The sequence below is a fragment of the Pseudomonas sp. PSE1(2024) genome (assembly GCF_050990555.1).
GTDB classification, from domain to species: domain Bacteria; phylum Pseudomonadota; class Gammaproteobacteria; order Pseudomonadales; family Pseudomonadaceae; genus Aquipseudomonas; species Aquipseudomonas aphyarum.
Genome location: NZ_CP158967.1, coordinates 2090300 through 2103885 on the forward strand (window position 1 = coordinate 2090300; position 13586 = coordinate 2103885).

The window sequence follows — 13586 nt, forward strand, 5'->3', positions numbered from 1 at the left end:
ACACATAAGGCGTAAGGGTAACCCAGCGGAGGACATTCAGGCCAGCCTGTGGCGAGATTGCCCCCACGGCATAAAGCCGCAGGGATGACGGCCGATAAACAGGTATCTGACGGCATGCAAGGAACCGCTTCGATGACTGCTATAGGTACGCTGACCCCCGGTAACAGTGGCGTTGCGTCGTTGCTGGAAAGTGCTGAAACCTCCGTTGACGATGAGTCCGGCACAGACGCGGCATCGTTGGGAAGCCCGACCTTGGTCGAGGGCGTCAAAGTGTCGCTGTCCGGTGCCGCCATTGCAAAATCCGCCGGCTCCGGCGGAAAAAACCGCGATATCGAAGAAAGCGGGCTGCCTGAAAACGTCCAGCAATTGCTGAAGATGATTCGCAAGTTTCGCCAGCAGATTGCCGAGAAGAACGCCCAGATCAACGCACTGATGGCCAACAAGACCCTTACCAACGAAGAGCGATTCGCCAAGATCGCTGCCCTCAAAGGCGCCATCTCCGCCCTCAACAACGGTCTGATCACCGCCAACCTGTCTCTGGCCAAGGTCATCGACCAATCGAGCCTGACCGCTGACCAGAATCTGAACACCAACTCGCTGCTGATGAAGAGCTAAATCACCCGCGAAAAACGCTGGCGGTTCTGCTGTTCCAGATACGCGTCGAACACCATGCACACCGAACGCACCAGCAGGCGTCCGGCCGGGAGCACGGTGATGCGCTCGCGATCCAGTTCGATCAGCCCGTCCTGCGCCATGCCCTGCAATTGTGGCCAGAGCGCGCTGAAGTAACCCTGAAAATCGATGTTGAAGCTGCGCTCGATCTCGGCGAAATCCAGGCTGAAATTGCAGATCAGTTGCTGGATCACCGCACGGCGCAAGCGGTCGTCGGCGTTGCACACCAGTCCACGGCTGGTTGCCAGTTGCGCGCCGGCGAGGGTGTTCTGGTAGTGATTGAGGTCGCTGCTGTTCTGGCAGTACAGATCACCGATCTGGCTGATCGCCGACACGCCCAGCCCGATCAGGTCGCAATGACCGTGGGTGGTGTAGCCCTGGAAATTGCGTTGCAGGGTCGACTCTTCCTGAGCAATCGCCAGTTCATCGTCGGGCAGGGCGAAATGGTCCATGCCGATGTAGCGGTAGCCGGCGGCGGTCAGTTGTTCGATGGTGCGTTGCAGCATTTCCAGCTTCTGCGCCGGGCTCGGCAGTTCGTTGCCGTTGATCCGCCGCTGCGGCATGAAGCGTTCCGGCAGGTGCGCGTAGTTGAACACCGACAGCCGGTCCGGTTGCAGGCTGATAACTTCCTCGACGGTGCGGGCGAAGTTGTCCGGAGTCTGCTTGGGCAGGCCGTAGATCAGGTCGATGTTGATCGAGCGAAATTGCAGGGTGCGTGCCGCGTCGATCACCGCACGGGTTTCTTCCAGGCTTTGCAGGCGATTGACCGCCCGTTGTACCGCCGGATCGAGATCCTGCAGGCCGATGCTGACTCGGTTGAAGCCCAATTCGCGCAGCAGGCCCATGGTCGACCAGTCGGCTTCGCGCGGGTCGATCTCGATGCCGTAATCGCCGGAGTCATCGTCCAGCAGATTGAAATGCTTGCGCAGGTGCGCCATCAACTGGCGCAGTTCATCGTGGCTAAGAAAGGTCGGCGTGCCGCCGCCGAAGTGCAGTTGCTCGACTTTCTGCGCCGGGTCGAGGTGGCAGGCGATCAGCTGGATTTCCTGCTCGAGCCGTTGCAGATACGGCAACGCGCGGCCGCGATCCTTGGTGATGACCTTGTTGCAGGCGCAGTAGTAGCAGATGTTCGCGCAGAACGGCACGTGCACGTACAGCGACAACGGGCGCAGAGCCTTGCGGCTGTCGCGCAGGGCGTGAAACAGGTCGAAGGTGCCGACCTGACTGTGAAATTGCACGGCCGTCGGGTACGAGGTGTAGCGCGGCCCCGCCAGGTCGTAGCGGCGGATCAAATCGGTGTCCCAACGAATGGCGTCGAGCATGCGGGCATTCCCCCGGATAGGCTGGCAGTGTGCCGAGTCTAGGGGAGGGCACAAAAAGGCATCTTGATTTGCATCAACGGGATCAGTGGCCCATCAGCCAGTGCTGGTGCGGCCCCGGCAGGGTCCAGATGCCGAACAGGATCACCAGCAGACCGCCGGCCATGCGCACGCTGCGTTTGCGCAACAGCGCGGTCACTCGTTCGGCCGCGAGGCCGGTTGCCAGCAACACCGGCCAGGTACCGAGCCCGAAGGCGAGCATCAGCAACGCGCTGTCCAGTGCATTGCCCTGACTGGCCGACCACAACAACGTGCTGTAAACCAGCCCGCACGGCAGCCATCCCCACAGCGCGCCGAGCAGCAAAGCCCGGGGCAGGCTCGAAACCGGCAGCAGGCGATTGGCGACTGGCTGGATGTAACGCCACAGTCCGCGACCGAGGCTTTCGATGCGGGTCAGGCCGCTCCACCAGCCCGCCAGATACAGGCCCATGGCGATCAGCAGCAACCCGGCGAGCACGCGCATGAACAGCGCAGCAGGACTGTTGGCCACCGCCCATCCCGCCAGCCCGATCAGCAATCCGGCCGTGGCATAGCTGAGAATCCGCCCGAGGTTATAGGCCAGCAACAATCGAAAGCGTCGGCTGCGTTGTTCCTTGGGAATCGCCAGGGTCAGCGCGCCCATCAAGCCGCCGCACATGCCCAGGCAATGCCCGCCGCCGAGCAGGCCAAGAATCAACGCAGACACCAGCAGTGGCGCCAGTTCAAGCATGGGGTGGCGCCTTGTCGTCCGGTTTGGCGGGGTTGGCTTCGTCTACCGCAGCGGTGTGGTTCGGGTCCTGGTCGTCGAACAGGATGCTGTGGGCCGGGCCGTCGAGGTCGTCGTACTGGCCGCTGTCCACCGCCCAGAAGAAGATGTAGACGGCGATGGCCACGATCAGCAGCGCGGCCGGAATCATCACGTAGAGAGCTGGCATCTGTACTCCATGCCCGCGCGGCTCAGGCCGGCAGCGGGCGGGTTTCTGACGTGGGGTTGACGGCCGGCGCGCTCGGCAGGCGAGTCAGGCGCAGGGCGTTGAGCACCACGGTCAGCGAACTGATCGACATGCCGACGGCGGCCCACACCGGAGTGATCCAGCCGAGGGCGGCGAACGGCAACATGAGGCCATTGTACAGCGCGGCCCACAACAGGTTCTCGATGATCACCCGGCGGGTGCGGCGGGCCAGCGTGAAGGCTTGTACCAAGGCGTCGAGTCGGTTGGACAGCAGCACCGCGTCGGCACTGGTTTTCGCCAGATCAGTGGCCGAGCCCATGGCCACGCTGATGTCCGCAGCGGCCAGCACTGGCACGTCGTTTACCCCGTCGCCAAGCATCAACACCTTGCGGCCGTCCTTGTGCAGTTGTTGCAGCACTTGCAGCTTGTCGTCCGGACGCAGACCGCCCCGGGCCTCGTCGATGCCCAGTTCGGCAGCGACGCTGGCGACCATCGGCGAACTGTCGCCCGACAGCAGCAGCGTGCGCCAGCCGCGTGCCTTGCACGCAGCGAGCAGGGCCGGGGCGTCGTCGCGCAAACGGTCGTCGAGGGCGAACCAGGCCAGCGGTCCCTGATTGTCACCGAGCAGCAGCCATTGCCCCGGCTCCTTCGGCATCGAAGGCACCGGCGCGCCGCCGAGATCACAGACAAAATCCGCCTGACCGATGCGCAAGCGCTGTTCGCCAACCAAACCTTCCAGCCCCAGCCCCGGCGTGCTGTGGACGTCTTCGGCAGCCAGCGGCGCGCGACCGAAGGCGCGGGCGATCGGGTGTTCGGAACGGTTTTCCAGGGCGGCGGCGAGGCTCAGGCACTGATCGCTGTCGAGGGCGCCGAGCGGTCGGATCGAACGCAGCACCAACCGGCCTTCGGTGAGGGTGCCGGTCTTGTCGAAGATCACCGTGTCGATCTGGTTCAGGCCTTCCAGCACGTGGCCGCGGGTCAGCAGCAGGCCGAGTTTGTGCAGGGTGCCGGTGGCGGCGGTCAGCGCGGTCGGCGTCGCCAGCGACAGCGCGCACGGGCAAGTTGCGACCAGCATGGCGAGGACGATCCAGAACGCTCGCGACGAATCCAGTTCCCACCACAGCAGACCGATTGCGGCCGCCGCGATCAGCGACAGCAACAAAAACCATTGCGCGGCGCGGTCGGCGATTTCCGCCAGTCGTGGTTTTTCTGCCTGGGCGCGATCCAGCAGGCGGACGATGGCTGAGAGTCGCGTGTCCTGGCCGAGCGCCTGCACCTCGACGGTCAGCGCGCCTTCCACGTTCAGCGTGCCGGCGGTGACGGCGTCGCCCTTGGCGCGTGGCTGCGGCAGGTATTCGCCGGTCAGTACCGACTCATCGATGCTCGACTGGCCATCGAGAATCTTGCCGTCCGCCGGCAGCACCGAACCCGGTTGCACCAGCACGCGATCACCGAGGCGCAGTTCGCTGAGCAGGATGCGTTCGCTCTGGCCGGCGTCGTCGAGGCGCAGGCACGAGGCGGGCAACAGATTGACCAGTTGTGCGGTGGCAGCGGCGGTGCGTTCGCGGGCACGGCGTTCGAGGTAGCGCCCGGCGAGCAGGAACAGCGCGAACATGCCGACCGCGTCGAAATACAGCTCGCCGACCCCGGTGATCGAGGTCCAGATCCCGGCGACATAAGCCGCGCCGATCGCCAGTGATACCGAGACGTCCATGGTCAGGTGACGGGTGCGCAGGTCGCGCATGGCCCCTTTGAAAAACGGCGCGCAGCTGTAGAACACGATCGGCGTGGTGAGGAACAGCGCGACCCAGCGCAGGATCGTGTGCAGCTCCGGGCTGAGGTCGATGTTGAATTCCGGCCAGGTGGCCATCGTCGCCATCATCGCCTGGAACCACAGGAGCCCGGCGACCCCGAGTTGGCGCAGGGCGAGGCGGTTTTCGCTGGCCAGTTGTTCGCTGGCGCGGTCGGCCTGATACGGGTGCGCGGCGTAGCCGATGTGGCGCAGTTCGCCGAGGATCTGGCTCAGCGGCAACTGAGTGTCAGCCCAGCGCACATGCAGGCGATGGTTGGACAGGTTCAGCCGCGCCTCGGCCACGGCGGGCAGGGTGCGCAGGTGTTTCTCGATCAACCAGCCGCAGGCGGCGCAACTGATGCCTTCCATCAACAGCGTGGTTTCGGCCAGTTCGCCTTCGTGGCGCACGAAAGGTTGCTGCACGTCGGCGCGGTCGTACAGCTCAAGCTCATCGACCAATTGCACTGGCAGCGCTTCGGGGTTGGCCGAGGCTTCGCTGCGATGCTGGTAATAGCTTTCCAGCCCGCCGGCGACGATGGCTTCGGCCACCGCCTGACAGCCGGGGCAGCAGAACTCGCGGGATTCCCCGAGCACGACGGCGGTGAAGCGACTGCCGGACGGGACGGGCAGGGCGCAGTGGTAGCAGGGGATTGGAATGGTCATGAGGCGTTCCGATGATCGTTCCCACGCTCCGCGTGGAATGCCTCCCTGGACGCTCCGCGTCCGCTTCGGCTGGGACGCCGAGCGTCCCTGGCTGCGTGCCCACGCAGAGCGTGGGAACGATCAGTGTAAGGCTTATTTTTTCAGGTCTTCGGCGCCTTGCAGCGGCTCATCACCCAGCAACAAATCCTTGTCATGGCTGACCAGCTCTTCCTCGAACATCCGCCACACGTGATCGTCCTGAGTGCCCAGCAACTCAACAAAACGCCGGCCTTCGATCTTGTCGCTCAACTGGCCGATGTAGCGGCCCGCTTCAGTCTCGCTGCGAGCGAGGACGATCTTGCGATCCTTCTCCGGCTGGGTCGGCGAGATCAGGTTCAGTTCCAGGGTTTTCGGCTGGCTGTCGCCGCTCAGGCGCAGGTCGACTTCGCCGGTGACGTCATCCAGATGCACGGCAGCGCGCATCTTCAGGGTCTGCGCCAGCAGCTCACGATCCAGCGAACGGTTGATGCCTTTGCCGGCCTCGTAGTAGTTGTCGTTGACCAGGTTGTCCGGGTTGTTCACCGCGATGGTCACCATGGACAACGTCAGGGTCACCGAACAGGCCAGAATCCCGATGATGATCCATGGCCAAAGGTGCTTGTACCAGGGACTTGCGGCGTTTGCTGCGGGCATGTTCAGTTCTCTCAACGATTTTGTGGGCCGATGAACCGGCTCTTGGCTTCTACGTGGACGCTGTCGTCATCGGCATCCTTGAGGATGAATTTCACCTCGTTGGTGCTCGATGGCAATTGCTCAGGCGCGCTCGACAGCTCGACCGGCATGCTGAAGATTTCCCCGGCCGGCACCTTGATCTCGCGTTTGCCTTGCAGGCGCAGGTCAGGCAAACCGGCGGCTTCCAGCACGTAGGTGTGGTCGCGCTGATCCTTGTTCATGATTTTCAGGCTGTAGACGTTTTCGATCCGGCCTTCAGCGTTTTCGCGGTACAGCACGCGGTCCTTGCTGACGTCGAAACCTACCAGTGAACGCATGAAGAATGCCGTCACCAACAGACTGATCATCGCCAGCAGCACCACGGCATAGCCGATCAGGCGTGGCCGCAGTTTATGGGTTTTCTGCCCGGACAAGTTGTGTTCGGTGGTGTAGCTGATCAGCCCGCGCGGGTAATCCATCTTGTCCATGATGCTGTCGCAGGCGTCGATGCACGCGGCGCAGCCGATGCACTCGATCTGCAGGCCGTCGCGGATGTCGATGCCGGTCGGGCAGACCTGAACGCACATGGTGCAATCGATGCAGTCGCCCAGGCCCTGAGCCTTGTAGTCGACGCCTTTCTTGCGCGGGCCACGGCTTTCACCGCGACGCGGGTCGTAGGAAACGATCAGCGTGTCCTTGTCGAACATCACGCTCTGGAAGCGCGCATACGGACACATGTAGATGCACACCTGCTCACGCAGCCAGCCGGCGTTGCCGTAGGTGGCGAGGGTGAAGAAACCGACCCAGAAATACGACCAGCCATCGGCCTGCCCGGTGAAGAATTCGAACACCAGTTCGCGGATTGGCGAGAAGTAGCCGACGAAGGTCATGCCGGTGACGAAACCGATCAGCAGCCACAGCGCGTGCTTGGCGAATTTGCGCAGGAACTTGTTGGCGCTCATCGGCGCCTTGTCGAGCTTGATGCGCTGATTGCGGTCGCCTTCGGTGACCTTTTCGCACCACATGAAAATCCATGTCCACACGCTTTGCGGGCAGGTGTACCCGCACCAGACCCGACCTGCATACACGGTGATGAAGAACAGGCCGAACGCGGCAATGATCAAAAGGCCCGAGAGCAGAATGAAATCCTGCGGCCAGAACGTGGCGCCGAAAATGAAGAACTTGCGCTCCGGCAAGTTCCACCACACCGCCTGATGGCCGCCCCAGTTCAGCCACACCGTACCGAAATACAGCAGGAACAGAGCCGCGCCGCCCATCATCCGCAGATTGCGGAACAGGCCGGTGAAAGCTCGGGTGTAGATTTTTTCTCGAGAGGCGTAAAGGTCGACGCTGTTGTTCGCGTTCTTGCTGGGTGGCGTGACGTCGTGTACCGGAATCTGGTTGCTCATCATTGCATCCCACGGCAGTGGAAAAATGCCTCGGTCGATACGTGCCGGCCGGGGTCAAAAAGGGGTGTTGCGGTGGCGCAATGATACGCCTGTCATGTCGACGAACGGGTGCGACCTTTGGTCGCGTTGGGGAAAAATCATGAATGGTGTAGCGAATGTAACAAAGCATGATGCAGATCAATTGACTATAGACGATAGGTGCTGCTGGCAGCGCGACGGCGATGCAGTGGAAGTGCAGGCATTGCCGCCGCTTTCACCAGTCGGTCAGGGCAATCGGCCCCCGCCAAGGCTGTCGATCCCGCCGGTGCTGCGCTTTTTGTCGGCAGCGGCCTCGCTAACGATGGATCGTGTTTGTCGTCTCGGGCTGTCGCCGTTGGCCGCATCATTTTGTGGCGTCTGTTCACCCGTTTGAGTCGGCTGATCAGTATCCTGATTCTGATGTTGTTCGTTCATCGTTTAGCTTCCTTGCAAGATGAGTCGTGGGGTAGGCAGCACATCGGCTGCAGCAGAACGTTATCGCTTGCCAGCCAATGTGCCCATCGAATTTCAGTTGCGAGATGTGAAGCTGCGATGTGGTTCTTTTAGTCCCACAGATTGATCTGCGTGGCCGAAAACCGGTTCTTTCTTGTTCGGTTTCCAGTCGTCAAGATTAGACAGGTCTCGTTGAAGTAAAGAAATTCTGGTTTCTGTTGTTGTGTTTGAAATAAGTTTATTTAATTGCCTGCGTGATCTGCTTTGAAAAGCACTATTTGATGGAATATGTTTGCGTCTGGCGATATTCGGTCGCTAGTTATTATTCAAGTTAAATGGAGTTTCGAGGCTATGGCTTTTAATGGAGTTGTAAAATTTCTGCTGGGTGTCTGTTTATTCTCTTCTGTTACTTTGGCTCATGCCGTTGAGGGCGCTCCACGGCATATGGTGTTCGCGTCCGACACGCAATATCCCTGGACTGACAAGACCGACAGTAGAGAGCCGGAATCCGATGCGGACTTCGAAAAACGTGCCAAGTGGCTGGTGGACAGCCAGTTGGGCAGTATCGCTGCGTTTCGAAACGCCCATGGAGGGCAGGCGGCAATCCCGTTGATGATCAACGGTGACATTACTGCTTTTGGCCATGGCTGGCAGCGGTCCTATATGAAATCGGCCCTGGAAAAATACTTCAAGGGTGATTACCTGTACGGCTTGGGTAATCATGATTACGAAAATAATGTGGATGACTGTTTCAGTAATAGTTGTGCGGCGGGTAGCATTGTCGAGTTCAACGAACATCATAAGGGGAAGGTGGATAACTTTGACCTCGAGGTCACTGGGGCTTTTCTGGATATTCGTTATTCGGGCAGTCTCGCGTACTCGAAAAATGTCGGAGACGTTCATTTGGTACAACTCAATAATGAGCCCACCTACACTACGAAGATTGCTCATGCGTTGAATCCGACAACTTTCAATATCACCAGCGCTCTGGACTGGCTTGAAACGGATTTAAGGCTTGCGCGGGTATCGGGTTACGCCATCATCATCAACATGCACAAGTGGGATGACTGGCAGGGGGACTGGCAACAGCAACAGCGCTTTCAGGACATGATCGAGAAGTATGAGGTCACCGCCATCTTTGCCGGTCATTACCATACGCAAGGTGGTGGCAGGCGCTGGATGGGCAAGGTGCCGATGTTTCTCAGCGGCGCAACGTCCCAGCAGACGTACCTGACAGCTAGCTTTTCGGATGATCGCAAGCTACTGCATGTCAACCTGGTCGAGAACAATGATTGGCAAAAGCCGCATTTCGTGCACACGGTTCTGGTGAAATCCCTCTGGGCCAGTCGCCCATAAGCAACGGCCCCGCCAATTCTCATTGGCGGGGCCGTTTCATTTTCGGGCATGGCTTTTATTCGGTAAGGCGAATGCCTCAGTCCCATGGATTGATGACGTCAACGCCGCTGGATGCAAAGTCACCGGTGTTGCGAGTGACCACTGTCAACCCATGAACCAGCGCCGTTGCCGCGATCAGGGCATCGCTTTCATTCGCCTGATCCGGCACATGAATGCGCGCGCAGCGTAGGGCGACAGCGGCATCGACCGGCAGGATTCGCGCATCGAAGGCCGGCATCACGTGGCGCTTGAGCCAGGTGCGCAGAATCTTTCCCTGAGCCGGATCACGGCGCTCCATGCGTAGGACGCCGGTCTCCAGTTCCTTCAAGGTAATGGCCGAGATAAACATGCGAGGGGCAATGATCGTTTTGGCCCAGGCGACAACGTTCTTGTCGGCCTGGGGTTTGCGCAATTCGGAAATTACATTGGTGTCGAGCAAATACATTCAGGACAGATCCACAGGGCGGTGAGTGATCACGGCACGCTCGGTTTCGAACTCGATGTCTGCCGCTTCAGGCATGACCAGCAGATCGACGATGCTCGCGTTGAGGCCGGTGAGTTTTTCGTACTCCTCAATGCTTAGCAGTACGTGGGCGGGCTTGCCACGATCCGTGATGATCACCGGCCCATTGCGCGCGGCTTTTTTGGCACTGCTTGTGTCCTGATTGAATTCGCGGCTGGAAATGGTGGTGATGGCCATCATTGCGACCTCTCCTGAAGAAGATATGTAGCAACGTTACTACTGCGTCCGGCGACCCACAACCGGGAAGGCCTGACGAGCCTGACCGCTGGTCGGCCATTCAAAGGGCAGAAACAAAACGGCCCCGCCAATTCTCATTGGCGGGGCCGTTTTTTTGCTTCAAGCGTTGGCCTTACTGGGCCTCGGCTTCCGCTGGTTTTTCACCGTGGGACAGGCTGTAAACGTACGCCGCCAGCAGGTGAACCTTGTCGTTGCCTTGCAGTTGTTCCTGGGCAGGCATCTGGCCCTGACGGCCGTAACGGATGGTCTGCTGCAGTTGGGCGAAGCTCGAACCGTAGATGAACGCGGCCGGGTGGGTCAGGTCAGGTGCGCCCATCGCTGGCGTACCTTTGCCCGCCGGGCCGTGGCACGCCACGCAGTTGGCGGCGAACAGTTTCTGGCCGTTGGCCGGATCAGCCTTGGTGCCTTCCGGCAGCTTGCGGCCATCCAGATTGCTCACCACGAACGCGGCCACGTCGGCCACGCCTTGCTCGCCGATCACTTCAGCCCAGGCCGGCATCACGGCGTGACGACCGCCCATGATGGTGGTCTTGATGGTTTCCGGCTCGCCGCCCCAGCGCCAGTCGGCGTCGGTCAGGTTAGGGAAACCATAAGCGCCCTTGGCGTCGGAACCGTGGCAGACCGAGCAGTTGGAGGCGAACAGGCGGCCACCCATCTTCAGCGCTTGCGGATCCTTCGCGACTTCTTCGATCGGCATGGCAGCGAACTTGGCGAAGATCGGACCGAACTTGGCGTCCGAACGGGCCATTTCCTTTTCCCACTCGTGAACGCCGGTCCAGCCGGTCTGGCCGTTGGCGAACGCGGTCTGCTTCTCGGTATCGAGGTAGTTGTAGCCCGGCAGCAGGCCTTTCCAGTTGCCCAGGCCCGGGTACAGCACCAGATAACCCAGAGCGAACACGATGGTGCCCACGAACAGCATGAACCACCATTTCGGCAGCGGGTTGTCGTACTCCTCGATCCCGTCGAAGGAGTGGCCGACCGTCTCGTCGGTCTGCTCGGTGCGCTGGCCCTTGCGGGTCGACAACAACAGCCAGGTCAGGGAAAAGATCGTACCGAGACTGAGGACTGTGACGTACAGACTCCAGAATGTAGTCATTCTTTGTTACTCCTAGAAGCTTGCTCGACGTGCTTGATGGCTTCGGGATCATCCGCGAAGGGCAGCAAGGTCGCGTCTTCAAACTCCGACTTGCGCTTGGGGCTGAACACCCACAACGCCAGGCCGATGAAGGCAACCATCACGACAACGGTGCCCAGGCCTCGAATCATCCCGATATCCATTAAGAATCACCGTTTGCTTTTGATGATGGTGCCCAGGCCTTGCAGATAGGCCACCAGCGCGTCCATTTCGGTTTTGCCCTTCACGGCATCCTTCGCACCGGCGATGTCTTCATCGGTGTAAGGGACGCCGAGCGTGCGCAACACTTCCATTTTCTTGGCCGTGTCTTTGCCATCGAGCTTGTTTTCTACGAGGAACGGGTAGGCCGGCATTTTCGACTCGGGGACGACGTTGCGCGGGTTGTACAAGTGCGCACGCTGCCAGTCATCGGAGTAACGACCACCGACGCGGGCCAGGTCCGGACCGGTACGTTTGGAACCCCACAGGAACGGGTGATCCCAGACGCTTTCACCGGCGACCGAGTAGTGGCCGTAGCGTTCTGTTTCGGCACGGAACGGACGGATCATCTGCGAGTGGCAGCCGACACATCCGTTGGCGATGTAAACGTCGCGGCCTTCCAGTTCAAGGGCGGTGCGCGGCTTCATGCCTTCGACCGGCTTGTTGGTGACGTCCTGGAAAAACAGCGGAACGATTTGGGTCAGACCACCGACGCTGACGGCGATGACCATGAAGAAAGCCAGCAGGCCAATGTTCTTCTCGACGGCTTCATGCTTCATCAGTGAGCTCCAACTACGGCAATCTTGGCGGCGGCTTCGGCTTCAGCCGGGTTCGAGGCGCGAACGGTGCGCCATACGTTGTAAGCCATCAGCAGCATGCCGCTGGCGAAGAACGCACCGCCCAGGGCGCGGACGATGAAACCAGGGTGGCTGGCCTGCAGCGCTTCGACGAACGAGTAGGTGAGGGTGCCGTCATCGTTGATTGCACGCCACATCAGGCCCTGGGTGATGCCGTTGACCCACATCGAAGCGATGTACAGAACGGTACCGATGGTTGCGAGCCAGAAGTGCGCGTTGATCAGGCCGGTGCTGTGCATCTGTGCACGGCCGAACAGTTTCGGGATCATGTGGTAGATCGCGCCGATCGAGATCATCGCTACCCAGCCGAGCGCGCCGGCGTGTACGTGGCCGATGGTCCAGTCGGTGTAGTGCGAGAGCGAGTTGACGGTCTTGATCGCCATCATCGGACCTTCGAAGGTCGACATGCCGTAGAACGCCAGCGATACCACGAGGAAACGCAGGATCGGGTCGGTGCGCAGCTTATGCCAGGCGCCCGACAGGGTCATCATGCCGTTGATCATGCCGCCCCAGCTCGGTGCCAGCAGAATGATCGACATCGCCATGCCCAGCGATTGTGCCCAGTCAGGCAGTGCGGTGTAGTGCAGGTGGTGCGGACCGGCCCAGATGTACAGGGTGATCAGCGCCCAGAAGTGCACGATCGACAGACGATACGAGTAGATCGGACGTTCGGCCTGTTTCGGCACGAAGTAGTACATCATCCCCAGGAAGCCGGTGGTCAGGAAGAAGCCCACGGCGTTGTGGCCGTACCACCACTGGATCATCGCGTCGGTGGCGCCCGAGTAAGCCGAGTAGGACTTGAACAGGCTGACCGGCAGCGACATGTGGTTGACGATGTGCAGCATCGCGGTCACCACGATGAACGCACCGTAGAACCAGTTACCGACATAGATGTGCTTGGTCTTGCGCTTGGTGATGGTGCCGAAGAACACCAGACCGTAGGTGACCCAGACAATGGCCAGCAGAATGGCGAGGGGCCATTCCAGTTCCGCGTATTCCTTGGTGGTGGTGTAACCCAGCGGCAAGGTAATGATCGCGCCGACGATCACCGCTTGCCATCCCCAGAAGGTGAAGGCCGCGAGGCTGTCGGAAATCAGTCGCGTCTGGCAGGTTCGCTGCACGACATAGTAGGAAGTGGCAAACAGTGCACAACCACCGAAGGCGAAAATCACCAGGTTTGTGTGCAACGGGCGCAGGCGTCCAAAGCTCGTCCACGGCAGACCGAAATTCAACTCCGGCCAGACCAGTTGAGAGGCGATGAAGACACCGAGCCCCATGCCAAGGATCCCCCAGACCACCGTCATGATGGCGAACTGGCGGACTACCTTATAGTTATAAGCAGTCGGACTGATTGCTGTGCTCATTCTAAGGTTCCACGGTTTGGGTGTTTTATTAGGATTAAAATCGGCCGCAAGTATGTAGAAAGCAGGGGGTCAATGCAACGCGCCATGA

At 60.3% G+C, this 13586-nt stretch carries 15 protein-coding genes; 2 read left to right on the forward strand and 13 right to left on the reverse strand.

Annotated features, from left to right (window positions below; genetic code table 11):
* Positions 1 to 132: 132 nt before the first annotated feature.
* The gene (locus tag ABTV87_RS09460; protein WP_433899323.1) at positions 133 to 615 is read left to right on the forward strand and encodes a hypothetical protein; all 483 of its coding nucleotides are present in this window, start codon (positions 133 to 135) and stop codon (positions 613 to 615) included.
* Here the strand turns inward: ABTV87_RS09460 and hemN are convergent.
* From hemN to ABTV87_RS09495, 7 genes are all read right to left on the reverse strand, one after another.
* Positions 612 to 1994: an oxygen-independent coproporphyrinogen III oxidase gene (gene hemN / locus ABTV87_RS09465; RefSeq protein ID WP_433899324.1), complete on the reverse strand. Its 1383-nt coding sequence runs from the start codon at positions 1992 to 1994 to the stop codon at positions 612 to 614. The genes ABTV87_RS09460 and hemN overlap by 4 nt on opposite strands.
* Positions 1995 to 2076: 82 nt before the next feature.
* The gene (locus tag ABTV87_RS09470; RefSeq protein WP_039770036.1) at positions 2077 to 2760 is read right to left on the reverse strand and encodes a sulfite exporter TauE/SafE family protein; all 684 of its coding nucleotides are present in this window, start codon (positions 2758 to 2760) and stop codon (positions 2077 to 2079) included.
* A complete protein-coding gene (gene ccoS / locus ABTV87_RS09475) occupies positions 2753 to 2965 on the reverse strand; it encodes a cbb3-type cytochrome oxidase assembly protein CcoS (RefSeq protein ID WP_007951659.1) in 213 nt (70 codons plus the stop codon). The genes ABTV87_RS09470 and ccoS overlap by 8 nt, the downstream gene beginning before the upstream one ends.
* 22 nt (positions 2966 to 2987) lie before the next feature.
* Entirely contained in the window at positions 2988 to 5438 is a 2451-nt protein-coding gene (locus ABTV87_RS09480; RefSeq protein WP_433899325.1) for a heavy metal translocating P-type ATPase, read from the reverse strand.
* Positions 5439 to 5570: 132 nt separating this feature from the next.
* Positions 5571 to 6110: a FixH family protein gene (locus tag ABTV87_RS09485; protein ID WP_127797428.1), complete on the reverse strand. Its 540-nt coding sequence runs from the start codon at positions 6108 to 6110 to the stop codon at positions 5571 to 5573.
* Positions 6111 to 6121: 11 nt separating this feature from the next.
* Positions 6122 to 7537, reverse strand: coding sequence for a cytochrome c oxidase accessory protein CcoG (ccoG, locus tag ABTV87_RS09490; RefSeq protein ID WP_007951662.1), 1416 nt, complete (start codon positions 7535 to 7537; stop codon positions 6122 to 6124).
* Positions 7538 to 7801: 264 nt separating this feature from the next.
* Positions 7802 to 7990 carry a hypothetical protein gene (locus ABTV87_RS09495; RefSeq protein ID WP_433899326.1) on the reverse strand — a complete coding sequence of 63 codons (189 nt, stop codon included), beginning with the start codon at positions 7988 to 7990 and terminating at the stop codon, positions 7802 to 7804.
* Between the two features lie 369 nt (positions 7991 to 8359).
* Between ABTV87_RS09495 and ABTV87_RS09500 the strand changes: the two genes are divergently transcribed.
* Complete coding sequence (locus tag ABTV87_RS09500; protein WP_221532992.1) at positions 8360 to 9364, forward strand: metallophosphoesterase family protein; 1005 nt, start codon at positions 8360 to 8362, stop codon at positions 9362 to 9364.
* Between the two features lie 76 nt (positions 9365 to 9440).
* Here the strand turns inward: ABTV87_RS09500 and ABTV87_RS09505 are convergent, their stop codons facing one another.
* From ABTV87_RS09505 to ccoN, 6 genes are all read right to left on the reverse strand, one after another.
* Entirely contained in the window at positions 9441 to 9848 is a 408-nt protein-coding gene (locus tag ABTV87_RS09505; RefSeq protein ID WP_127797431.1) for a type II toxin-antitoxin system VapC family toxin, read from the reverse strand.
* Positions 9849 to 10103 (reverse strand): type II toxin-antitoxin system Phd/YefM family antitoxin, encoded by a 255-nt coding sequence (locus ABTV87_RS09510; protein ID WP_039770179.1) that lies wholly within the window; start codon positions 10101 to 10103, stop codon positions 9849 to 9851.
* Positions 10104 to 10275: 172 nt separating this feature from the next.
* A complete protein-coding gene (ccoP, locus tag ABTV87_RS09515; protein WP_262157976.1) occupies positions 10276 to 11259 on the reverse strand; it encodes a cytochrome-c oxidase, cbb3-type subunit III in 984 nt (327 codons plus the stop codon).
* A complete protein-coding gene (locus tag ABTV87_RS09520) occupies positions 11256 to 11441 on the reverse strand; it encodes a CcoQ/FixQ family Cbb3-type cytochrome c oxidase assembly chaperone (RefSeq protein ID WP_003175465.1) in 186 nt (61 codons plus the stop codon). Before ABTV87_RS09520 ends, ccoP begins: the two co-directional genes overlap by 4 nt.
* 6 nt (positions 11442 to 11447) lie before the next feature.
* Positions 11448 to 12056: a cytochrome-c oxidase, cbb3-type subunit II gene (gene ccoO, locus ABTV87_RS09525; RefSeq protein WP_007905434.1), complete on the reverse strand. Its 609-nt coding sequence runs from the start codon at positions 12054 to 12056 to the stop codon at positions 11448 to 11450.
* Complete coding sequence (gene ccoN / locus ABTV87_RS09530) at positions 12056 to 13498, reverse strand: cytochrome-c oxidase, cbb3-type subunit I (protein WP_007960352.1); 1443 nt, start codon at positions 13496 to 13498, stop codon at positions 12056 to 12058. Before ccoN ends, ccoO begins: the two co-directional genes overlap by 1 nt.
* Positions 13499 to 13586 lie beyond the last annotated feature (88 nt).